Genomic DNA, 22024 nt, shown 5'->3' with positions numbered 1-22024 from the left:
ATGACGCGCAAGTCCTTCCTCGCCGCGCTGATCGCGCTGACGCCGCTGGCGATGGCGCACGCCGACACGCCCCGCGCGCTGCCCTTCCGTGCAGCGGTGCAGGGCTGTGGCGATGTCGATGTCGCGCGGGTGCAGCCGCTGCTCGACGGGCTGTTCACTCAAACCCCGGAAACGCGCGGGGTGCTGCTGCTGGTCAATGGCTGTCCGGCGTATAAGGCATATGAGCAGGGTTATTCGGACGCCAACCGGATGATCAGCTGGTCGATGGCGAAGACGGTGACGGCGATGCTGGTCGGTGCGCTGGTGGCGGACGGCAAACTCGATCCGAATGCGCCCGCGCCGATTGCCGAATGGCACAGGCCCGGCGATCCGCGCGCGCGCATCACGCTGGCCGACCTGCTGCACATGGCGTCGGGCCTGCGCCATATTGAGGTCGGCGATCCCATCGAAAAGTCCGACACCAATCAGGTGCTGTTCGTCACCGGTACGCAGGACATGGCCGCGCGCGCCATCGCCCAGCCGCTGGTCCACCCGCCGGGCACGCATTTCGAATATAGCTCGCTCACCACCATCATCCTGTCGGAAATCATCACCCGCACTCTGACCGACAGCCATGACCCGCGCGTGCGGGCGCAGGCCTATCGGCAATTCGCGCAATCCCGGCTGTTCGGCCCGGTGGGGGTGAAGAGCGCGTTTCTAGAGTTTGACGGCGCGGGTACGCAGATCGGCGGATCGCTGATCTATATGACGCTCGACGACTGGGGCCGGATGGGCACGTTGCTGCTCAAAGGGCAGAGCCGTGACGGCAAACAGGTGGTCGCTCCGCGCTGGCTTGCCTTCATGAAGCGCCCGTCGGAGGCTTATGCAGGCTATGGCGGGCAGACCTGGCTCAACCATCAGCCAAAAGGGCAGGAGCCGGGGTTGTTCACCAGCAAGGGACCGCGCAATGCGGTGGGGATGAAGGGCCATCTCGGCCAGTTCGTCATGGCGGGCAGCGGCACCGCCCCCGACGGCACCGCGCGCAGCATCGTGCTGGTGCGGCTGGGCCATACCGATGAGGGCAAAATGCAACCGATCCTCAGCCGCATGGGCGATGTGTTCGACGCGCTGCTGAAGGCGGATTAAGCGCTAGGACGGATCGCCATTCAGCCCTGATGGCCTGCAAAAGGCGGCTTTCCGCGCTTCCGGTGCTCACGTACTGAAAGTACGCTGCGCGCCGGGTCACGAAAATCCACCATTTTCGTCACATCATCTTCTGAATGGCGATCCGTCCTGGACAATCGACCGTTACCCCGGCGAAGGCTGGGGTCTATCGTTGCTGCAATCTGCGTTCGGTCGAGAGCGATAGACGTGGATGCCAGCCTGCGCTGGCATGACGGGATTGGGCATGGGAGCTGTCCTGTGAACCTCGTCATGCTGAACCCTTTTACTGCGCTCAGGACAGGCCCGTTTCAGCATTCAGGCGCGCCAGTCGCGTCCGATGACCTGCGGCTTCCCATCCCGACCGACACAAATTTTTTGGGGTGGCTGTCGGCATGGGGCGCTCCTAGGCCGTAAACCCATAAACGGCACCATCGCGGTTTGAGTCAAAATGGCGTGGTGCAAGGAGGAAAGGCGCAGGAATATGTCAATATTTTCAGACTTTTCGACGCTGCACCGGGCCATTTTGGCCAAATCCCGCAGGGACGTCCAAATGGCTTCCATCTCGAACCGAACGCCGCTTGCAAAGGCAAAGAGCCTTTGCCGCGCGTCGTTCGGCCCGATCTGTTCGCCATTTGGGCGCCTCGACGATGCCGTTTATGGGTTTACGGCCTAGGCTTCGGCGGTATGAACACACCGAACGAACAGGGTGTCGGCGCGCTTAGCGAGAAGGAGAAGCAGACGCTGCGCCTGATCGTGCGCGGCTATGACGCGAAGTCGACGGCGCGTCGGCTGGGTCTTTCGGTGCATACGATCAACGAACGACTGCGCGGCGCGCGGCGCAAGATGATGGTGTCGAGCAGTCGCGAGGCGGCGCGCCTGCTGCTTGAGGCCGAACAGGGCAATGCGATGCCGCCGACCCCCGAATCCTTTGGGGACAAACAATTGGGGGAAGACGCGGGCGCCCCGACCGCCGATCACCAAGCCACGCCGATCCGCGGCGCGGGAAAGGGCAGACGCCGTTTCCCGATCATTATCGGAGGGCTTTGTATGACATTCGTTCTTGGATTTCTGGCGCTGGCCGCCTTGCCGCAGAGCGGTTCCGCGCCGACGGCGACCCCCACCGCTGCCGCCACGACCGTCAATCCGCAGGCGCTGGCCATGGCGCGCCACTGGCTCGAACTGCTCGATCGGGGCGACTGGAAGGCGAGCTATGCGCAAACCACCGCCTCGTTTCAAAAGCACAACACGCTTCAGGCATGGACGAAGGCGTCGGAACGGGCACGCGTACCGCTCGGCGCAATGCAGTCGCGTACGCTGCTCAGCGCGGACGATATGCCTGCCCCGCCCCACGGCTATACCGTGCTGAAATTCAAAATCGATTATGCGAACAGGCCCGATGCTGTCGTAACCCTCTCGCTGGATCGCGAAGACGGCAACTGGCGCGTGGCCGGGGTCTATATCGAATAACCGATCAGGGTCAGCCGGATTGCGGCACCGGCCTGTGCGAATGCCCGGCCGCCCGACGGCAATAAACCGCGGGTAACCGGGCGGGGGAAATTGATCGGGGCGGGTGCGGCCGATTGCGCCGACCCGCCCCGTATCGCTTACATGCCGTCCAGTCCCTTGCTGACGAGCACGTTCACCGAAACGCGGCGGTTCTGGGCCTTGCCGCTGGCGGTGGCATTGCTGGCCACGGGATCGGCCTCGGCCATGCCGGTCGGCGTCAGCATGCGATAGGGTTTCCAGCCGCAGGTCTGTTGCAGGTAATTGACGACGCGGCTGGCGCGCTTTTCGCTCAGCTTCTGGTTCAGTTCCTGGCTGCCGGTGGAATCGGTATAACCGACGACCAGCAACAGCGCGTTGTCCATGCCCTGTGCCTGACTGGCGGTGGAGCACAGCTCCTGCTTCGCCTCGGACGACAGCACCGCCTTGCCGGTGTCGAAATTCACATTGGTCGTCGCCTTGACATTATACTGGTCCAGATCGCCGAACCGGCCGCGCAGCGCTTCGGTGTCGGAGGCGTTCTGCTGAATCGCCGCACCCTGCTGGGCAAAGCGCTGATCGGTGCCGTTGCGGATCATCGCGGCGGTCTTGTAATCCTTGGTCTTGAGCTTGATCTGGCTGGCGATCAGGCCCTGCTGACCCCATTCAACCGTTTTCACCTCCACCGGCAGACCGTTGAGCAGCGCGTCTGAAGCCAGCTTGTGCTTGGCGAGGCCCAGAAAGCCGCCGCTCGATTTGATTTCGGTGGCGTCCCCGATATTGACCGCCTTTTGCGTGCCGTCGGGGGTCGTGATCTGCACCTGATTGCCGTTGCGCGCGGAGATGATGCCGTCGACCTCCGGCCCTTCGGGCATGTCGGAGATGTCGCTCGGCACCTGACCGTAAACAGTCGCTTCGCTGTCGGCCGGCGGCTTCAGCGAAGAGGAATCCGTCTGTAGCGCAGGATCGGCCTGCTGTGCGGATACGCTGCCGATGGCGGGCGCGGCCAGCAGGGTGAACATCAGGCAATATTTCGAACTTTTGGAAATAAGACTCATCGCGTAGCTCCTCCAGACTCGACCGACCCGCGCTGCCTGATTGCAGCTTCCTGTCCGCTTCACCGACGCCGAAATGGCGTCTCCGGCTGTCGCGACCGGGTCCGTCGTGCTTCAAAAAACGCATGGGCCAAAAGACCCCGTGAATACTAAGGCGGACGGGGGTGTGGGGGGGAACATTACGGCCGGATGAACATATGCCGCCGACGGGCCATTGCGCGGGTGATACGGGCAGGGTCTGCGATGAGCCGACGTTCCGGACCCGGCTCTGAGGCCTCGGGAATCGACTCTTTTGACCGCGGCGGCGGGGTTAGAACGCTTGACCATGCTCGCGACGGCGGCCTACCGCCCATCGTTCTTGTTCCACGCAACCCGTGCGATGCCGCATCGCACATAATGGCCGAATCAATGTTTCAGACTTTCATCGATCTGATGGGCAAGGCAGGCTATTTGGGCATCGCGATCATGATGTTTCTGGAAAGCCTGTTTCCGGTCTTTTCCTCCGAACTGATCCTGTCCTCTGCCGGATATAGTGCCGGACAGGGCAGGCTGAACCTGATCGGTGTCATCGCGGCGGGGACCATCGGATCGCTGGCCGGGGCGGTGTTCTGGTACGGCGTGGCCCGGCGGATCGGCTATGTACGGCTGAAACGCTGGGTGGGACGGCACGGTCGCTGGCTGACCATCCGTCCGCGCGATCTGGAGCGCCTGAACCGCTATTTCGACACGCACTCGCGCAGCGTGGTGCTGTTCGGAAGGCTGTTTCCACCCGTCGGCACGCTGATCTGCATTCCAGCCGGGTTCGCCGCGATGCGGGTGCCGCGCTTCGTCCTTTTCGTGACGGTCGGAACCGCGCTGTGGGTGACGTTGCTGACCATGGCCGGATATTATCTTCAGGGATTTCATGACCGTATCGTGGCATGGCTCGATCCGCTTGCCGCCATCGTCCTGTCGGTGCTGGTGCTCACCTATCTGTATCGTGTGGTGACCTGGCGGTGCGACGACGCCTAGGCGGCGCGGCTGCGAAGCGATGATTTGCCGCGATGAACTGCGGTTCGCGCCTGCGGTGTCGTCATAGGATTGATGTATACCACCGATGATCATGCGCCGGCATTTCCGCTACGCAAGCTGCCCGTTGCACGGTCCCGAGGCAAAGTCGTACTGGCAACCATCGGCAGCCTTGGCGACGTGTTTCCCTTCGTCGCGATTGGAAAAATCCTCAAAGCCCGCGGTTTCGATGTGCTTTTGTGCGTTCCCGCCAGCCATCTGGACATGGTGCGTAGTGCAGGGCTGGATGGTGTCGCCATCATGCCCGCCTTCGACGAAATCTGGCAGGCGATGGGACTGACCGAAGCCGAAGCGGTACGAAAGATTGTCGAGGATCAGGACTTCATGATCCGCGATATCGCCATTCCGGCCATGGAAGCGAGCCTCTTGCCGCTGAAAAGGGCGTGTGCCGATGCCGACCTCATCGTCGCCAGCCTGTTTGCGCTCGCGGCACCGCTGGTTGCCGAAATCCTCGACATTCCGCTGATCCCGGCGCTGTTGCAGCCGATGACGCTCTTTTCGGCCTACGACCCGCCGATCGGGCAGAAATTCGGAACGATCGCGACACAGGGCGGCAATCGCTGGACCCGCGTCTGGAACCGCACCTGTTTCGGCGTGATCCGCACCGAAATGCGGCGGCGATACGGACGACCGATCAATCGCATTCGCCGGGAGAACGGGCTGGCCCCGCAGCGATCGACCCCCATTCTGGATCAGGAAGTGGAGCCGATGCTGCGGCTCGGCCTGTATCCGGCATTTCTCGCGCCCTCCCAGCCCGATTTTCCGGCCAATTTCGTGCATACCGGCTTTCCCGCGTTCGACGGCACCTGCGAAACGGCGCTGAGCCGTGAGGTGGAGGCGTTTCTGTCCGCCGGGCCCGCACCGCTGGTATTCACGCTGGGCAGCCTCGTCACCGGAGCACCGGAAAAATTCTATGGAGAAAGCATTGCGCTGGCACGACGGCTGGGCATGCGCGCGCTGCTGCTGGGAAGCGATATTCCCGCGCCGAAGGACAAGGGCATTTGCTCCATCGCCTATGCGCCGCACTCGCTGATCTTTCCGCGTGCGGCGGCGATCGTCCATCATGGCGGCATCGGCACCACCGGGCAGGCGCTCAGGGCCGCCCGCCCGCAACTGATCGTTCCGCGGCTGGCCGATCAGCGCGACAATGGCGCGCGTCTGGAACGGCTGGGTATCGGCCGGGTGCTGTCATGGAAGCGCTACAGCGCCGCGAATGCCGCGCCGGTGGTGACGGCATTGCTGGAAAATCCCGACGTGGAACGCCGTGCGGTCATTCTGGGCGCGGAATTGCGCGCCCAGAACGGTGCCGCCAGTGCCGTCGATGCCATTGAATCGGCGCTGGCGGGAAGCCACGCATCGCCGCAGCCAAGCCATCTGTCGATGGTGTGACGGTCGCCCGTCTATGCCAGCAGCAGCGACCCCTCGATCACGGTGACGCAGCGCCCTTCCAGAATCACCCGGTCGCCGTCGAGCGTGCAGCCCAGCCAGCCGCCGCGCGCGCTTGCCTGATAGGCGGTGAAGTGCTCGCGCCCCAGCTTTGCCGTCCAATAGGGGGTGAGGACCGCATGGGCGGAGCCGGTTACCGGGTCTTCGTCGATCCCCGCACCGCAGGCAAAGGCGCGGCTGACCACATCGGCGGCGCTTCCCTGCGCGCTGACGATCACCACGACATCGTCAAGCTCGCCGAGCGCGCGGAAATCGGGGCGCAGGTTGCGTACCTCCGACTCGCGGTCGACGATGATCAGCGTATAGCCCGATGCGGCGTGGCGCAGCGATTCGACCGCATGGTCGAGCCCCAGCGCCGCGACCGTGCCCGGCATCGCCGCGCGGGTCGCCTCCCATGCGGGTAGCGACATGGTATAGCCGGTCTCGCTCCGCGCGACGGTAAGAACGCCCGACTGGCGCGTGCGGAAACGGACTTCGGACAGCGCGGCATCGCTTCCCAGCACATAATGGCCGCTTGCCAGCGTGGCATGGCCGCACAGTCGGACCTCGGTGGTCGGCGTGAACCAGCGCAGCTCATAGTCCGCCTTCGCGCTTTTGTCGGGGACCAGAAAGGCCGTTTCCGACAGATTATTCTCCATCGCGATCTGCTGGAGCAGATGGTCGTCAAGCCAGTGGTCGAGCGGTACGACGGCGGCCGGATTACCGGTGAACGGCCGGTCGGCAAAGGCATCGATCTGATAGAGCGGCAGGGGGGTCATGCGGGTTTGGCTTCGCCGTGTTCGTCGTCCAGTGCGGTGACCTCATCGACTTTGGCGAAACGCGCGCCTTCATCGACCAGCCCTTCGGGGTCGACATGGATCAGCACTTCGGTTTCGGGAAATTCCTTTGCCAGCAAGGCCTCGATCGAATCCATGATGTCATGCGCCTCGCGCACCGTGGCATGGGGGGCGACCCAGATATGGAACTGGACGAAGTCGCGGTCGCCGCTGGTCCGCGTGCGCAGATCGTGCATCCCCTTCAGCTCGGGATGGCGGCTGGCGACCTCGATGAAATGGCGGCGCTTTTCCTCCGGCCATTCGCGGTCCATCAGCTCGTTGATGGCGTGCACCGACGCGCTCCATGCGCCGTAGAGCAGCCACAGCGCGATGGCGATGCCGAGCACCGGATCGGCACCCGTCAGCCCGGCATATTGTTCGAGCACCAGCGCCAGGATCACCGACAGGTTGAGGAACAGGTCGGATTTGTAATGCAGGTTGTCGGTGCCGATCGCCAGCGAGGTGGTGCGGCTGAGCACATAGGCCTGATAGCGGGTGAGCGCGAGCGTCACGACAATGGCGATCACCGAAACCGCGATGCCATATTCCGCGTCCGCGCTGACCGCGCCCTCGCTGAATCGCTGCACCGCGCGGATCAGGATGAAGATGGCCGATCCGGTGATGATCATCACCTGAAACAGCGCGGCCAGCGCCTCCGCCTTGCCATGGCCGAAGCGGTGATCGTCGTCGGCGGGCTGGGACGCGACATGAACTCCGAACAGCGTGACCAGCGAGGCGACCAGGTCCAGCCCGCTGTCGGCGAGCGAGGCGAGCATCGCGATCGAGCCGGTTTTCCACGCCGCCACCGCTTTCAATATGCCCAGAAACAGCGCGGTCGCGACGCTGGCCGTCGCGGCGCGGCGTTTCAGCGTGGCGGCCTGTGCGTTCACGGGTAGAGCATGCCTTCGCTCCAGCCGGTGCCGGTGCGGGTATAGACATGGCGTTCGTGCAGGCGATGGGGCCGGTCCTGCCAGAATTCGATGCGCTCCGGCGTCACGCGATAGCCGCCCCAGTGCGGCGGGCGGGGAACCTCGCTGCCGTCGAAGCGCTTGCGCACCTCCTCGAACCGTGCTTCGAAAGTGGCGCGGCTGTCGAGCGGCTGCGACTGGTCGGATGCCCAGGCGCCAAGCTGCGAATCGCGGCTGCGCGACGCGAAATACGCGTCCGATTCAGCCGCCGATACCGGTGCGACCGGTCCTTCGATGCGAATTTGCCGCCTGAGCGACTTCCAGTGGAAGAGCAGGGCGACATGCGGATTGGCGGAAAGCTCGCCTGCCTTGCGGCTATGCTGGTTGGTATAGAATACGAAACCGTCGGGTCCGTGCCCCTTCAGCAACACCATGCGCACCGATGGATGGCCGCGGGCATCGGCGGTTGCCAGCGCCATGGCGTTCGAATCATTGGGCTCGCTGGCACGGGCCTCGCCAAACCACTGGTCGAACAGGGCAAAAGGGTCGTCGTTCGTCATCATGCCAGCATGTACGGCCTCCCCGGCGTCAAGTCGAGCATCCGCTTGTCCCCGAATGGCCGGGTGCGGACGGCGATAATCTGTATTGCGCGGCTGGTTCGAATGTGGTGACAGTCGCGCGCATGATGCCGGATGAAATCGCCATGACTGGGACATCGGTTGGCTAGCCGGGCAGAAACCGGGCTGTTCGACGCCGCGACGATCGCCGATCGCTGGATTGCGGAGTATCGCGCCCACGCTCCTTCGGGCGACATTCTGGCGGTTGGTGGACAGGCGGAGCAGGCTGCCTGGCGCGCGATGTTCGAAGAACTGGCGACGCATTCGGGCGACGCGCTGGATCACGCCGCCGAACGTGCGCAGCGACAGGCCGATGATATCGGCACCGGCTTTCGCATTCCCGGCGAGAGCGAGGAACGGCCCTGGCCGTTATCGCCGATTCCGCTGATGCTCGATGAAGCGGGCTGGCACGGTATCGCCGAAGGCATCGTTCAGCGTGCCGAGCTGATGGAAACGGTGCTCAGCGATCTGTACGGCCCCGCCCGGCTGGTCGAGCAGGGCTATCTGCCCGCCGCGCTGGTCACCGGCAGCCCCTATTTTCTGCGCCCGATGGTACATATCGACCCGCCCGGCGGGTATCAGGTGCAATTCTTCGCCGCCGATCTGTGCCGTGGGCCGGACGGCGAATGGCGGGTGCTGGCCGACCATATGCGTGCGCCGGTCGGGGCGGGCTATGCGCTGGAAAACCGCATCGCGGTCGCGCGCGCGCTGGGCGGCCTGCAGACGCGCCTCAATATCGAGCGTCATGCGCCTTTCTTCGCGGCGCTGCGCGACGGGATGGCGGCGGTGTGCCGTCGCGCCGATCCGCGGATCGCCCTGCTGACCGCCGGACGCTATAATCCCAGCTACGCCGAACAGGCGCATCTGGCGCGCTATCTGGGCCTGTTGCTGGTCGAGGGTGCCGATCTGGCGGTGCTGGACGACCATGTCTATGTCCGCACCATCGCGGGGATGAAGCGGATCGACGCGCTGTGGCGGCGACTCGATCCGCGCCTGCTCGACCCGCTGGCGTTCGATTCGACGTCCGCCATCGGCGTGCCGGGGCTGGCCGATGCGATGGCGGCGGGCAATGTCGTGGTGTCGAACGCGCCCGGCGCAGGCGCGATCGAATCGAACGCCTTCGCTGCATTTCTGCCTAAGCTGGCGCTGCGCCTGACGGGGGAGGAGCTGAAGCTTCCCAATATCGCGACCTGGTGGTGCGGACAGCCGGCGGAATGCGCCTATGTGCGCGACAATCTCGACCGGCTGGTGATCGCGCCCGCCTTCGGCGCTTCGCCGCTGGGCCTGCCGGGCGGGGCGGCGATGCTGGGTGCCGCGCTGGACACGGCGCAGCGTGCCGCCCTGCTCGCCGATATGGAGCGCCGCCCGGAGGATTATGTCGGGCAGGAGATCGTCCGGCTGTCGACTACGCCGGTGGTCAGCGGGGGCGCTCTGGTACCGCGCCCCTTCATGCTGCGGGTGTTCGCGGCGCGCGGCGCGGACGGCGAATGGGTGGTGCTGCCCGGCGGCTTCGCGCGCATCAGCGACCATCCCGATCCGCGCGCGGCGGTGATGGGCGAAGGAAGCTGGTCCGCCGATGTCTGCATCTACGGTGCCAGTGCGGTGGAGCCGGTGACGTTGCTGCCCGCGCCCGACGATGTGCGGTTGCGCCGCAATCCCGGCACGCTGCCCAGCCGGGTGGCGGACAATCTGTTCTGGCTCGGCCGCTATCTGGAACGGGGCGAGGCGTTGCTGTCGGTGATCCGTGTCTTGCTGGGCAATTCGATCGGTGCGGATACCGGTGCGGCGCTGGCGGCGGCGACGGTGCGGCGGCTGATCGGCCTGATCCTGTCGAGCGGTGCGGCCACCGCCCCCGATACCACCCGGCGAACCGACCTGCTGGCGTTTGCGCGCACCGCGCTTGAATCGGAAACGACCAACAGCGTCCGGCACATCAATGCGCAGGCGCGTAAGATCGGCGATATCTCGCGCGAGCGGCTGGCCGCCGACATGGTTCGCCTGCTCGAAGCGCCGTTCCCGACCAAGGGCGGCATTCTCGACCGTGCGGGCACGCTGCAACGGCGCTATGCCGCGCTGGCGGGGCTTGCGGGTGAGCATATGGCGCGCACCGACGCCTGGCGCTTTCACGATCTGGGCCGCCGGATCGAGCGCGGCATGGCGGTGGTGCAGGTGGCGCGCGCCTTTCTCGATCCGCAGGCGACCACCGACGACCTCTCGACGCTGCTTGATCTCGCCGACAGCCAGATCAGCTATCGCCAGCGCTACCTGACCGGCATGGCGCGCGTGGCGGTTGCCGATCTGGTGGTGTTCGACCCCGGCAATCCGCGCTCGCTCGCCTTTCAGGTGGAGGCGATCGCTGCCCATCTTCATGCTTTGCCGGTTCTGTCCGACGACGGGCTGGACGAACCGCAACAGGCGATTGCCGCGGAACTGTCGGCGCTTTTGAAGACCGCGCGCGCCGTTGATCTGGATCTCGACCGGCTGAACGCGCTGGACCGGCATCTGGCGGCGCTGTCCGACGCCATCGCGCATCGCTATTTCCTGCAGGGCGCGGAACCGTTGCGCGCCGACGGGTTCACGCTTGCCTGATCCGATGCACTACGCAATCCGCCATGTGACGCGGTTCGACTATGCCGAGCCTGCCGGGTTTGCGCGCTGCAACCTGCGGCTGAAGCCGATTGCCTGGTCGGGGCAGGCGCTGGAGGACTATCATCTGTCGGTGGAGCCGGGCGGGCATTTCGTGCCCGCGCGCGCGCCGTCGGGGCTGGCCAATGTGTTGCGGCTGGTCATTGATCAGCCGACCCGGACGCTGACGATCGAGAGCACGGCGCGCGTCACCGTTGACCGGCCCGTGCCGATACCGTCGTCCGACGACCCGACACTCGCGGATGTCGCGCGCATGGCGCTGAACAGCCGCGATCTGTCGCCGGCCGGACCCGCCGCCTATCTGTTTCCCTCGCCGCGCATTCCGCTGGACCCGGCGATTGCACAATGGTGCGCGCAGGAACTGGCGCCCGATCGCGGCGCGCCGGAAGCCGCCATCGCGCTGGCCCGGCGCATCCAGAGCGAGTTTCATTTCGATCCCACCGCGACGCTGGTGGATACGCCGCCTGCCGAGGCGTTCGCAAAGCGCGGTGGCGTGTGTCAGGATTTTGCCCAGATCATGATTTCGGGCATGCGCGCGGCGGGACTGCCGGCCGCCTATGTCTCCGGCTATCTGCGCACGCTGCCGCCGCCGGGGCAGGAGCGGCTGGTCGGCGCGGATGCCACCCATGCCTGGGTATTGTTGTGGTGCGGGCCGGATCATGGCTGGATCGGTGTCGATCCGACCAATGGCATCTGGATGGCGGGCGATCATGTAGTGATGGCGATCGGCCGCGATTATGCCGACATCGCCCCCATTGACGGGGTGATGCTGGGTTCGGGCGCGCAGCATATGGAGGTTTCGGTCGATGTCGAGCCGCTGGAGGGCGCTCAATAATCGCCCGGCCCTTGCACCTTTTGCGAACGAAGCCGATGTAGCGGTAAAGTTTTGAACAACCGGGAAGACGATGGCCGATCCATATGCAACGCTGGGGGTAGCGCGCGGAGCGAGCGAGGCTGAGATCAAGAAAGCCTATCGCACGCTGGCGAAGGAACTGCACCCCGACCGCAACAAGGACAATCCCAAAGCCGCCGAACGTTTCAGCCAGGTGACGCAGGCCTATGACCTGCTGACCGACAAGGACAAGCGCGCGCGGTTCGACCGTGGGGAGATTGACGCCGACGGCAACCCGACCTCGCCCTTCGGCTATGGCGCGGGTTCGGCGGGCGGTGGTCCGCGCGGCGGTTTCGGACAGGGTGGTGCGCAGTTCGATTTCGGTGGCGATGCCGCGGATCTGGGCGATGTATTCGCGGACCTGTTCGGCGGGCGGCAGCAAAGCGGCGGCTTTCGCAGCGGGTTCGGCGGTTTCGGGCGCAAATCCCAGCCGCAGCCCAAGGGCGCGAACGTCGCCTATCGCCTGCGCGTGCCGTTCGTCGATGCTGCATCGCTGGCGACGCAGCGCATTACGCTTGCCGACGGCAAGACCATCGACCTGAAACTGCCCGCGGGTGTCGAGGACGGCACCCAGATGCGCCTGACCGGCAAGGGGCAGCAGGGACCGGGCGGTGCAGGCGACGGCATCGTCACCATCGAGGTGCAGCCGCATGCGTTCTTCACCCGCGACGGCGATAATGTCCGTCTCGACCTGCCGATCAGCCTCAAAGAGGCGGTACTGGGCGGCAAGGTGCGCGTGCCGACGGTCGAAGGCGCGGTGATGCTGAGCGTGCCTGCGGGTTCCTCTTCGGGCAAAACCCTGCGCCTGAAAGGGCGGGGGTTCCACAAGAAGGACGGCACGCGCGGCGATCAGCTTGTCACGCTGATGGTCGATCTGCCTGCCAATAACGATGCGCTGCGCGATTTCGTGCGCGACTGGGACGACAAGGGGCATGATCCGCGCGCGGACATGGGTGGTTGAGGATTGCTTGATCCCGATGCGATTTCGCCTGAATCGCCCGAGGCGCGGCGCCTCGGGGTGGGCGGGCGTGTGCATCGGCGGCTCGGCGATCTGGGACTCAGCGACCGGGCGATAGAGATTATCAGGCGCGTGGCGATGGGCGTCTGGTCGGAAGGGTTCGTCCATGCCGGAAACCTTGCCTATCTGTCGCTGCTGACCCTGTTTCCCTTTTTCATCGTGGCCGCCGCCTTCGCCCGGCTGTTCGGGCGCACCGGCGACGGGATTCAGGCGGTGAATACGTTTTTGCGCACGGTGCCGCCCAATGTCGCCGATGTGCTGCGCAAGCCGATAGAGGATGTGCTGGCCGCGCGATCGGGGTCGCTGCTCTGGCTGGGTGCGCTGATCGGGCTGTGGACGACGGCGAGTTTCATCGAAACCGTGCGGTCGATCCTGCGCGGCGCATATGGCACGACCAGCAACCGCCCGTTCTGGAAGAACCGACTGACCTCGATCGGGCTGATCATCGTGTCGGTGATCCTGGTGATGGTGGCGTTCAGTGCGCAGGTGATATTGACGGGTGCGGAACAGTTCATCGTGCGCGTGCTGCCGTTCGCCACCGACTGGGCGCAATTCCTGTCGCTGACCCGAATTGCCCCGGCGGTCGCGCTCTATGTCGCGCTTTACATCCTGTTCTACACGCTGACGCCGGGACGCTATCGCAACAGCAGGTCGCCCAAATGGCCCGGTGCTTTCATGACGGCAAGCTGGTGGCTGGCGACGACGCTGCTGCTGCCGCTGGTGCTGAACTTGCTGGGTGGTTACGACCTGACCTATGGCAGTCTGGCGGGCGTGATGATTGCGCTCATTTTCTTCTTCGTGGTCGGGCTGGGTGTGGTTATCGGGGCGGAGTTGAACGCGGCACTGGCGGAAGACCTGCCGGACCGTTTAGAGGACGAACCGCGGAGCGACCCGCGGGATAAAGAGGAGATACAGGCGTCGTGACCGGATTGATGCAGGGCAAGCGCGGGCTGATCATGGGCCTCGCCAACGACAAGTCGCTGGCATGGGGCATTGCGCAGAAGCTCGCCGAACAGGGCGCGGAAATGGCCTTCACCTATCAGGGGGAGGCGCTGGCCAAGCGCGTGCGCCCGCTGGCCGAACAACTGGGTAGCGATAAACTGATCGAATGCGACGTATCCGACATGGACAATCTGGATGCGGCCTTCGCGACGCTGGCAAAGGACTGGCCGACCATCGATTTCGTCGTCCACGCCATCGGCTTTTCCGACAAGTCGCAGCTTCGCGGGCGCTATTACGATACCACGCTCGACAATTTCCTGATGACCATGAACATCTCGGTCTACAGCTTTACCGCCGTGGCAAAGCGCGCGCAGGCGATGATGCCCAATGGCGGATCGCTGCTGACGCTGACCTATTACGGCTCCGAAAAAGTGGTGCCGCACTATAATGTCATGGGCGTGGCGAAATCGGCGCTCGACACCTCGGTCCAGTATCTCGCGGTCGATCTGGGCCGCGACAATATCCGCGTGAATGCGATTTCGGCCGGCCCGATCCGCACGCTGGCGGCCAGCGGCATCGGCGATTTCCGCTACATCCTCAAATGGAACGAGCTGAATTCCCCGCTCAAGCGCAACGTCACCATCGAGGATGTCGGCGGTGCCGGGCTGTACCTGCTCAGCGACCTGTCGAACGGCGTTACCGGCGAAATCCATCATGTCGATGCGGGCTATAACGTCATCGGCATGAAGGCCGAGGACGCGCCCGACATCGCGCTGTCGTGAAAGGTTTTCATGGTTCAAGTGTTAAAAGAAGTTGGTTTGCACCGATCGAGCAAAGATTCTATCTGGTTACAGTGGTGTGACTATTCTGAGAATACGGATAACTCTGAAACGGGCTATCGGTTTATTTGGAAAGATCCAGAAGGTAAAATGCAGCCGCACCGCGGGCAGGCGCGCATTCCGAACTTATACTTGGCCGATGCCCTAATTTCTAAAGCGCGTTTGCAAGGGTGGGGGCATGAGTTGGCAGCGGACGCTCACGACTGGACATGACCATCGCCATCGAACGCGCGGCGCCGAAGGATGCGTACGATATCGACGATATTCTGACCGCCTGTTTCCCCCGCCCCGCCGAGGCGCGGCTGGTGAAGCAGCTCGCGATCGACGGCGATCTGGTGCTCGCACTGATCGCACGCGATGAGGATACGCAGGCGGCCACCGGCATGGTGGCGCTCAGCAAGATGCACGTCGCCATCGGCGGCGATCCGGCACCTGCGGTCGCACTGGCGCCGCTTGCCGTGCTGCCCGACTATCGCCGCACCGGCGTTGCGGAGGCGCTGGTGACGGCGGCGATCGACGAGATGCGGCAGGCGGGTGCGCTGCTGATGTTCGTACTGGGCGAACCCGGTTTCTACACTCGGTTCGGCTTCACACCCGAAAGCGCCGAAGGGTTCGACAGCCCCTATGCCGGACCCTATTTCATGGCGCTGGAATTGCAGGGCGGCCTGCCCTGCGGCCCGCGCGGACTGGCCGATCACGCCCCCGCATTCGCGGCATTATCGGAGGACGCATGAGCTACAACAGTTTCGGGCGCGTGTTCCGTTTCACCACCTGGGGCGAAAGCCACGGGCCTGCACTGGGTGCCGTCGTCGACGGGTGCCCGCCGGGGATCGCGCTTAGCGAAACCGACATCCAGCCCTTTCTCGACGCGCGCCGTCCCGGTCAGTCGCGATTCACCACGCAGCGGCGTGAGCCGGATCAGGTCCGCATCCTGTCGGGTGTGTTCGATGGGCGGACCACCGGCACGCCGATCAGCCTGATGATCGAGAATGTCGACCAGCGCTCGAAAGACTATTCGGAGGTCGCAAAAGCCTATCGCCCCGGTCATGCCGACTATGCCTATGACGCCAAATACGGATTTCGCGACTATCGCGGCGGCGGGCGGTCGTCGGCGCGCGAAACGGCGGCACGGGTCGCGGCGGGCGCGGTGGCGCGGCAGCTGGTGTCCGAAGTAACCATCACCGCCTGGGTAGAGGCGATCGGCGGCGATGCCATCGACCCGGCGAATTTCGATGCGCAGGAGATCGGCAACAATCCCTTTTTCTGCCCGGACGCAGCAGCAGCGCAGCGCTGGGAAAAGCTGGTCGATGACGCGCGCAAGGCGGGGTCGTCGCTGGGCGCGGTGGTGGCGTGCGAAGCGACCGGTCTGCCCGCCGGATGGGGGGCGCCGCTCTATGCCAAGCTCGATAGCGAACTGGCGGCGGCGTGCATGAGCATCAACGCGGTGAAGGGCGTGGAAATCGGTGACGGTTTTGCCGCTGCTGCGGCTTCGGGAGAGGCGAATGCCGATCCGATGCGCCCCGGCAATGACGGCCCCGTCTTCCTCGCCAATCACGCAGGCGGCATTGCGGGCGGCATTTCGACCGGGCAGCCGCTCACCCTGCGCGTCGCGTTCAAGCCGACCAGCTCGATCCTGACCCCGGTCGAGACCGTCACCCGCGACGGCGAAGCCACCGAAATCGCCACCAGGGGCCGCCACGATCCGTGCGTCGGCATTCGCGGCGTGCCGGTGGTGGAGGCGATGGTTGCGCTGGTACTGGCCGATCAGAAATTGCTTCATCGCGCGCAGTGCGGTTGAGATCGGCTGAACCTTCGCCGCCGCCCGCGCCTATTATGGTGGCATAACAGGGGCACCCACCCTACCTAGCCCTCAGCATAAATGGAGACAGCGATGACGACACCCGACTGGTCCGCAATCGAAGCCCTGCCCCAGGTACGGCTGGAGGAATTGTTCGATAGCGATCCCCAGCGGGTGGATCTGCTCAGCCTCGATGTCGCGGGCATCCATTTCGACTGGTCGAAAACGCATCTGACCGCGGACGCGCTGGACGCGTTCATGGCGCTGGCGAGTGCGGCCGATCTCGCCGGGCGGCGCGATGCGATGTTTTCGGGCAAGGAAATCAACGTCACCGAAGGGCGCGCGGTCGAACACACCGCCGAACGCTATGAAGGTGCACCCGAAAGCGTCGCGCGGGCACGCGGCTTTCACGAACGGATGCGCGCGCTGATCGATGCGATAGAGGCCGATGCACTCGGCCCCATTCGTCATATCCTGCACGTCGGCATTGGCGGGTCGGCGCTGGGACCGGACCTGCTGGTCGATGCGCTGGGCCGCGATACGGACCGTTATGACGTCGCCATCGTCTCCAATGTCGATGGCGTGGCGCTGGAAGATGTCATGGATCGTTTCGATCCGCAGGCGACGTTGCTGGTCGTCGCGTCGAAGACCTTCACCACCACCGAAACCATGCTCAACGCCAACAGCGCGATTTCCTGGATGGTCGAAGGCGGGGTGGAAGACCCTTATGGCCATGTCGTCGCGCTGACCGCATCGCCCGACAAGGCGGTCGAATGGGGTGTCGACGAAACCCGCATCCTGCCTTTTTCCGAAAGCGTCGGCGGGCGCTATTCGCTATGGTCGTCGATCGGCTTTCCCGCTGCACTCGGCCTCGGCTGGGACGAGTTTGCGGAGTTGCTGGAAGGGGCCGCCGAAATGGATCGCCATTTCCGCCTGACCAACCTCAACGCCAATGCGCCGGTGCTCGCCGCCTTTGCCGACCTTTATTACACGCAGGTCCGCCGGGCGGAGACGCGCGCGGTATTCGCTTATGACGAGCGGCTGCGGTTGCTGCCCGACTATCTTCAGCAGCTTGAGATGGAATCGAACGGCAAGGGCGTGACCGCCGACGGCAAGCCGGTCGACCGCCCGACCGCGCCGATCACCTGGGGCGGCGTGGGCACCGATGCCCAGCATGCGGTGTTCCAGTTGCTGCATCAGGGGACGCATCTGGTGCCGGTCGAATTTCTTGCGGTGATTGAGGCCGGGGATTCGCTCGACCCCGACCATCATCGTCAGTTGCTGCTCAACGCCTTTGCCCAGGGGGCCGCGCTGATGAAGGGGCGCGCCAATGACGATCCGGCGCGCGCCTATCCCGGCGACCGGCCGTCCTCGACGCTGCTGCTCGACCGGCTCGATGCCCGCACGCTGGGCGCGCTCATTGCCTTTTACGAACATCGCACCTTTGTGCGCGGCACCCTGCTCGGCATCAATTCCTTCGATCAGTTCGGCGTCGAACTCGGCAAGGAAATGGCCAAGGCCGCCGATAAGGGCGGGCAGGATTTCGACGCCTCGACCAACGACCTGATCGCCCGCGCCTTCGGCTGAGGCGCCAACGGAGTATTCCATGGCTACCTATGACTATGACCTGTTCGTCATCGGCGCGGGCTCGGGCGGCGTGCGCGCGGCGCGGGTATCGGCGGCGCATGGCGCGAAAGTGGCGATTGCGGAGGAATATCGCGTCGGCGGCACCTGTGTCATTCGCGGCTGCGTGCCCAAAAAGCTGCTCGTCTATGGTGCGCATTTCGCCGAGGATCTGAAGGATGCCAGCCGGTTCGGCTGGGACGTGCCCGAACCGTGCGAATTTCACTGGAACCGGCTGCGCGACAATGTGCTGGCCGATGTCGATCGGCTCAACAAGGCCTATACCAATACGCTCGAAAGCCATGGGGTCGAAATCATCAACAGCCGCGCGACCATTGCCGGGCCGCATGAAGTGGCGCTGGCGGGTGGCCGCACCGTCACCGCGAAGGTGATCCTGATCGCGGTCGGCGCACGGCCGCATGTGCCGCAATGTCCGGGCCACGAATATGGCATCACGTCGAACGAGGCGTTTCATCTGCCCGAACTGCCCCGGCGCATCCTGATTGCTGGGGCGGGCTATATCGCCAATGAATTCGCCGGTATCTTCAACGAGTTCGGGACGAAGGTGACGCTCATCAACCGGTCCGACGTCATCCTGCGCGGCTATGATGAATCGATTCGCGACCGGCTGCTTCAGATTTCGATAATGAAGGGGATCGATTTCCGCTTTCACGCCGAATTTCGCGGAATTGAAAAGGGTGAGGACGGGTGCCTGACCGTATCGATGACCAATCACGAACCGATCACCGTCGATTGCGTGCTGTTCGCCACCGGGCGCGTGCCCAATAGCGGCGGGCTGACGCTGGAAAATGCCGGGGTTGAAGTCGACGACAAGGGCGCGATCAAAGTCGACGCATATAACCGCTCGACCTGCGACAGCATTTATGCGGTGGGCGATGTCACCAATCGCGTGCAACTGACGCCCGTCGCGATCCGCGAAGGACAGGCCTTTGCCGATACGGTGTTCGGGGACAAGCCGACCACGGTCGATTATGGCTGTATCCCCAGCGCGGTGTTCAGCCATCCGCCGATGGCGGGCGTCGGGATGACCGAGGGCGAGGCGAAGGAAAAGCTTGGCGCGGTGAAGGTCTACACCTCCGATTTCCGGGCGATGAAGAATGTGCTCGCCGAACGTAATGAGCGCGCACTCTACAAGATGGTGTGCGATGCCGCTGACAATCGTGTGGTCGGCCTGCACATGATCGGCCCGGATGCGCCGGAAATCCTGCAGGCGGCGGCCGTCGCGGTGAAGGCAGGGCTGACCAAGGATGCGTTCGACCAGACGGTGGCGCTGCACCCCAGCATGGCCGAGGAACTGGTGCTGTTGAAATAGGGGGAGCGGGCCGGGGCCGATTTCTCAAACCGACTCTACCTCAATCCCGGTTCGCGAACCTTCTGGCGAAAAACCGCGCCAGTATCGGCCCGGCGATGATGACCGCGACAAAGCGCAGCACCTGCAACGCCATGACGAACGGGCGGTCGACATGGACCGATGCGGCGATGATCGCGACGGAGTCCATCCCGCCGGGGCTGACCGCCAGATAGGCGGTCAGCAGGTCGATATGGAGCAGCGCCGACAGTGCCAGCGCGATCAGGAACGCGAAGCCGAGCAGCACGCTGACCGCCGCCAGCACGCGCCAGAACGCCTTGCCCGCAATGGCCATGATTTCCGGGGTGAAGGTCAGGCCGATCCGCCACCCGACCACCGCATAGCCCAGCGCGAGCAGCCAGCCGGGAAGCGTGACGGTGAAAATCCCGGTGACGTTCAGGATCGCCGCCAGCGTCAGCGATCCGGTCAGCGCGCCTGCGGGCATCCCGATCGCCACGCCCGCAATGCCGCCGACAGCGGCGATGGCAAGGCTGATCGCCGCAGTTTTCCAGGGAACCGGCGCGATCATTTCCGCCAGCATGCTGGTGCTGCCATGGCCGGTCAGCAGCACCGCCAGCAAGGACGCGACGGCGGCGACGCACACCACGCGCATATAGCTCATAAAGGCAACCAGCCGTGCATCGGCGCCAAAGGAATCGGCGAGCAGCATCATCGCCGACGCCGCACCCGGCATCGATCCCCATATGGCGGTGGTGTCGGGCAGCACCTGCCAGCGGCTGAGCAGATAGCCCAGGATTGCGCTCGCCGTCAGCGTCGCTGCGGTCGCGCCCAGAAATATCGGCCAGTCCTTCAGCAGGGTCGCGGCGATACCGGCGGTGATCGATTGCGCGATCAGGCATCCGACCATTGTCTGGGCGGACTGGAATATCCGCACCGGGACTTTCAGCCCGGCTCCGCGCAGTGCAAAGACGACTGCCGCGATCATCGGCCCCAGCAACATTCCCGCCGACAGGCCGATGGCCTCCAGCAGACCGGCAAGCAGGGCCGATACGACCATCAGCGCCGCCCAGCGCAGCGCTGTCGTGCGGCTCACGCCTGCGATTCCAGAATCGCATCCGCTTCGCTGTGTTCGCCGCTGATCCGCCGCGCGGCGACGGTGGTGACGGCGACGTCCATCATCACATTGCCGATGGTGCGGACCAGATCGGGCATCGTCTCCACCGCGACCAGCAACGCCAGCGGCTCGATCGGCACGCCCATGGCGATGGCGATGGGCGCGATCGAACTGACATAGCTGATCTGGCCGGGCAGGCTCACCGCGCCCATGGTGGTGATCGCGGCGGCCGCAATGCCCGCCATATATTGCGCGGGGCCGAGATGGATGCCGAAAACATGCGCGATATAGATGACCACCGCGATATTCATCACCGGCCCGGTAAAGCGGAAAATCGCCACCGCCATCGGCAGCACCACGCCCGCCGTCGATACCGACAGCCCGGCGCGCTCCGTCCCCTGCAACATCGCGGGCAGCGAGGCGAGCGAGGACTGGGTGGAGATCGCCACCGCCTGCGATGGTGCGGTGGCGCGCGCGAACCGGCCCAGCGGCACGCCCCCGCCGAACATCGCCAGCGGATAGGCGAGCAGGGATGCGACCGCGCCGACGCCCGCGACGATCAGGATATAGTGGATCAGCGCGCCGACCGCCGCCGTCCCCGCCTTCGCGCCGACGACATAGGCCAGCGCGATGACGCCGACGGGCGCCAGCCACAGCACCCAGTTGATCACCACCAGCATCGCATCGGCCACCGCCTGAAAGAACGCGATCAGCGTTTCGCGCGGCTTTTCCGGCAGGCGGGTGACGGCAAAGGCAAAGACGACGGTGAAGATGATCAGCGGCAGGAAATCGTCATTCGCCGCCGAATGAATGACGTTGGTCGGGATCATCTGTTGCAGGAATTGGGAAAATGCGGGCACGTCGCCGACCGGCTTCGCACCCGCAAAGGCGTCGCGCAGCGCCGACAGCGAGGAGGGCGCGAGCGGGAACCAGTCGAGCGCCAGCGGCGTCAGCAGCGCCCCCAGCCCGGCGGAAATCCACAGGAGCACGATAAACAGCAGAATCGACCGCGTGGCGAGCCTGCTGGCGCGCGCCGCCGCCGCCGTCGCGCCGATGCCGGTGACGAGCAGCGCCACGACGAGCGGCACGATCGTCATGCGCAGCGCATTGAGCCAGGCGGTGCCGACCGGCTGGACATAGCTGATGGCCGCCTGTGCGGTGTCGGGGGCGGTGGCGGCCAGCCCGACGCCGATGGCAAGACCAAGGATCAGCGACAGAAGAATACGGGTTGCTTGGGACATGCTCGCTCTTTTGGGTTTGCGGCGCTATCACACGCCCCGGACAGTCC

General features: G+C 64.7%; 20 protein-coding genes. 14 read left to right on the top strand and 6 right to left on the bottom strand.

What is annotated here, in order from left to right; translation table 11 throughout:
- Positions 1–1125 (top strand): serine hydrolase domain-containing protein, encoded by a 1125-nt coding sequence (locus FHR23_RS06520; RefSeq protein WP_184002038.1) that lies wholly within the window; start codon positions 1–3, stop codon positions 1123–1125.
- Positions 1126–1827: 702 nt separating this feature from the next.
- Positions 1828–2610 carry a helix-turn-helix domain-containing protein gene (locus FHR23_RS06515; RefSeq protein ID WP_184002037.1) on the top strand — a complete coding sequence of 261 codons (783 nt, stop codon included), beginning with the start codon at positions 1828–1830 and terminating at the stop codon, positions 2608–2610.
- 137 nt (positions 2611–2747) lie between these two features.
- On the opposite strand, the gene FHR23_RS06510 is transcribed toward FHR23_RS06515, so the two are convergent.
- The gene (locus tag FHR23_RS06510; protein ID WP_184002036.1) at positions 2748–3683 is read right to left on the bottom strand and encodes an OmpA family protein; all 936 of its coding nucleotides are present in this window, start codon (positions 3681–3683) and stop codon (positions 2748–2750) included.
- A 405-nt stretch (positions 3684–4088) separates the two neighbouring features.
- Here FHR23_RS06510 and FHR23_RS06505 point away from each other — a divergent pair, with 405 nt between their 5' ends.
- Positions 4089–4691 carry a DedA family protein gene (locus FHR23_RS06505; protein ID WP_184002035.1) on the top strand — a complete coding sequence of 201 codons (603 nt, stop codon included), beginning with the start codon at positions 4089–4091 and terminating at the stop codon, positions 4689–4691.
- Between the two features lie 72 nt (positions 4692–4763).
- The gene (locus tag FHR23_RS06500; RefSeq protein WP_184002034.1) at positions 4764–6137 is read left to right on the top strand and encodes a glycosyltransferase; all 1374 of its coding nucleotides are present in this window, start codon (positions 4764–4766) and stop codon (positions 6135–6137) included.
- A gap of 11 nt (positions 6138–6148) precedes the next feature.
- Here the strand turns inward: FHR23_RS06500 and FHR23_RS06495 are convergent, their stop codons facing one another.
- The 3 genes from FHR23_RS06495 to pdxH are packed head-to-tail and all read right to left on the bottom strand — an operon-like array spanning position 6149 to position 8477.
- On the bottom strand, positions 6149–6952 hold the full coding sequence (locus FHR23_RS06495) for a PhzF family phenazine biosynthesis protein (protein ID WP_184002033.1): 804 nt from the start codon (positions 6950–6952) through the stop codon (positions 6149–6151).
- Complete coding sequence (locus tag FHR23_RS06490; RefSeq protein ID WP_184002032.1) at positions 6949–7899, bottom strand: cation diffusion facilitator family transporter; 951 nt, start codon at positions 7897–7899, stop codon at positions 6949–6951. Before FHR23_RS06490 ends, FHR23_RS06495 begins: the two co-directional genes overlap by 4 nt.
- Positions 7896–8477: a pyridoxamine 5'-phosphate oxidase gene (pdxH, locus tag FHR23_RS06485; RefSeq protein WP_184002229.1), complete on the bottom strand. Its 582-nt coding sequence runs from the start codon at positions 8475–8477 to the stop codon at positions 7896–7898. Before pdxH ends, FHR23_RS06490 begins: the two co-directional genes overlap by 4 nt.
- A 159-nt stretch (positions 8478–8636) precedes the next feature.
- On the opposite strand from pdxH, the gene FHR23_RS06480 reads away from it, so the two are divergent.
- The 10 genes from FHR23_RS06480 to gor all read left to right on the top strand — a co-directional run bounded on the left by FHR23_RS06480 (position 8637) and on the right by gor (position 19625).
- Positions 8637–11123: a circularly permuted type 2 ATP-grasp protein gene (locus FHR23_RS06480; protein WP_184002031.1), complete on the top strand. Its 2487-nt coding sequence runs from the start codon at positions 8637–8639 to the stop codon at positions 11121–11123.
- Positions 11124–11127: 4 nt separating this feature from the next.
- Positions 11128–12015, top strand: a complete 888-nt coding sequence (locus FHR23_RS06475) for a transglutaminase family protein (RefSeq protein ID WP_184002030.1) — start codon at positions 11128–11130, stop codon at positions 12013–12015.
- Positions 12016–12085: 70 nt separating this feature from the next.
- Positions 12086–13033, top strand: coding sequence for a DnaJ C-terminal domain-containing protein (locus tag FHR23_RS06470; protein WP_184002029.1), 948 nt, complete (start codon positions 12086–12088; stop codon positions 13031–13033).
- A 3-nt stretch (positions 13034–13036) separates the two neighbouring features.
- Positions 13037–14014: a YihY/virulence factor BrkB family protein gene (locus tag FHR23_RS06465; RefSeq protein WP_425506345.1), complete on the top strand. Its 978-nt coding sequence runs from the start codon at positions 13037–13039 to the stop codon at positions 14012–14014.
- Positions 14011–14814, top strand: a complete 804-nt coding sequence (fabI, locus tag FHR23_RS06460) for an enoyl-ACP reductase FabI (RefSeq protein WP_343043030.1) — start codon at positions 14011–14013, stop codon at positions 14812–14814. Before FHR23_RS06465 ends, fabI begins: the two co-directional genes overlap by 4 nt.
- 9 nt (positions 14815–14823) lie before the next feature.
- Complete coding sequence (locus tag FHR23_RS06455; protein ID WP_184002028.1) at positions 14824–15084, top strand: hypothetical protein; 261 nt, start codon at positions 14824–14826, stop codon at positions 15082–15084.
- A complete protein-coding gene (locus FHR23_RS06450; protein WP_184002027.1) occupies positions 15081–15605 on the top strand; it encodes a GNAT family N-acetyltransferase in 525 nt (174 codons plus the stop codon). The genes FHR23_RS06455 and FHR23_RS06450 overlap by 4 nt, the downstream gene beginning before the upstream one ends.
- Positions 15602–16669: a chorismate synthase gene (aroC, locus tag FHR23_RS06445; protein ID WP_184002026.1), complete on the top strand. Its 1068-nt coding sequence runs from the start codon at positions 15602–15604 to the stop codon at positions 16667–16669. Before FHR23_RS06450 ends, aroC begins: the two co-directional genes overlap by 4 nt.
- 93 nt (positions 16670–16762) lie before the next feature.
- The gene (gene pgi, locus FHR23_RS06440) at positions 16763–18256 is read left to right on the top strand and encodes a glucose-6-phosphate isomerase (protein WP_184002025.1); all 1494 of its coding nucleotides are present in this window, start codon (positions 16763–16765) and stop codon (positions 18254–18256) included.
- Between the two features lie 19 nt (positions 18257–18275).
- On the top strand, positions 18276–19625 hold the full coding sequence (gor, locus tag FHR23_RS06435) for a glutathione-disulfide reductase (protein WP_184002024.1): 1350 nt from the start codon (positions 18276–18278) through the stop codon (positions 19623–19625).
- A gap of 40 nt (positions 19626–19665) precedes the next feature.
- Here the strand turns inward: gor and FHR23_RS06430 are convergent, their stop codons facing one another.
- Together FHR23_RS06430 and FHR23_RS06425 are read right to left on the bottom strand one after the other, a co-directional pair.
- The gene (locus FHR23_RS06430; protein ID WP_221227359.1) at positions 19666–20715 is read right to left on the bottom strand and encodes an AbrB family transcriptional regulator; all 1050 of its coding nucleotides are present in this window, start codon (positions 20713–20715) and stop codon (positions 19666–19668) included.
- A complete protein-coding gene (locus tag FHR23_RS06425; protein ID WP_184002023.1) occupies positions 20712–21977 on the bottom strand; it encodes a dicarboxylate/amino acid:cation symporter in 1266 nt (421 codons plus the stop codon). Before FHR23_RS06425 ends, FHR23_RS06430 begins: the two co-directional genes overlap by 4 nt.
- Between the last annotated feature and the right edge of the window lie 47 nt (positions 21978–22024).

Source organism: Stakelama sediminis, from assembly GCF_014199335.1.
Lineage (GTDB): Bacteria > Pseudomonadota > Alphaproteobacteria > Sphingomonadales > Sphingomonadaceae > Sphingomonas > Sphingomonas sediminis.
This window is presented reverse-complemented; position numbering and strand designations above follow the sequence as displayed.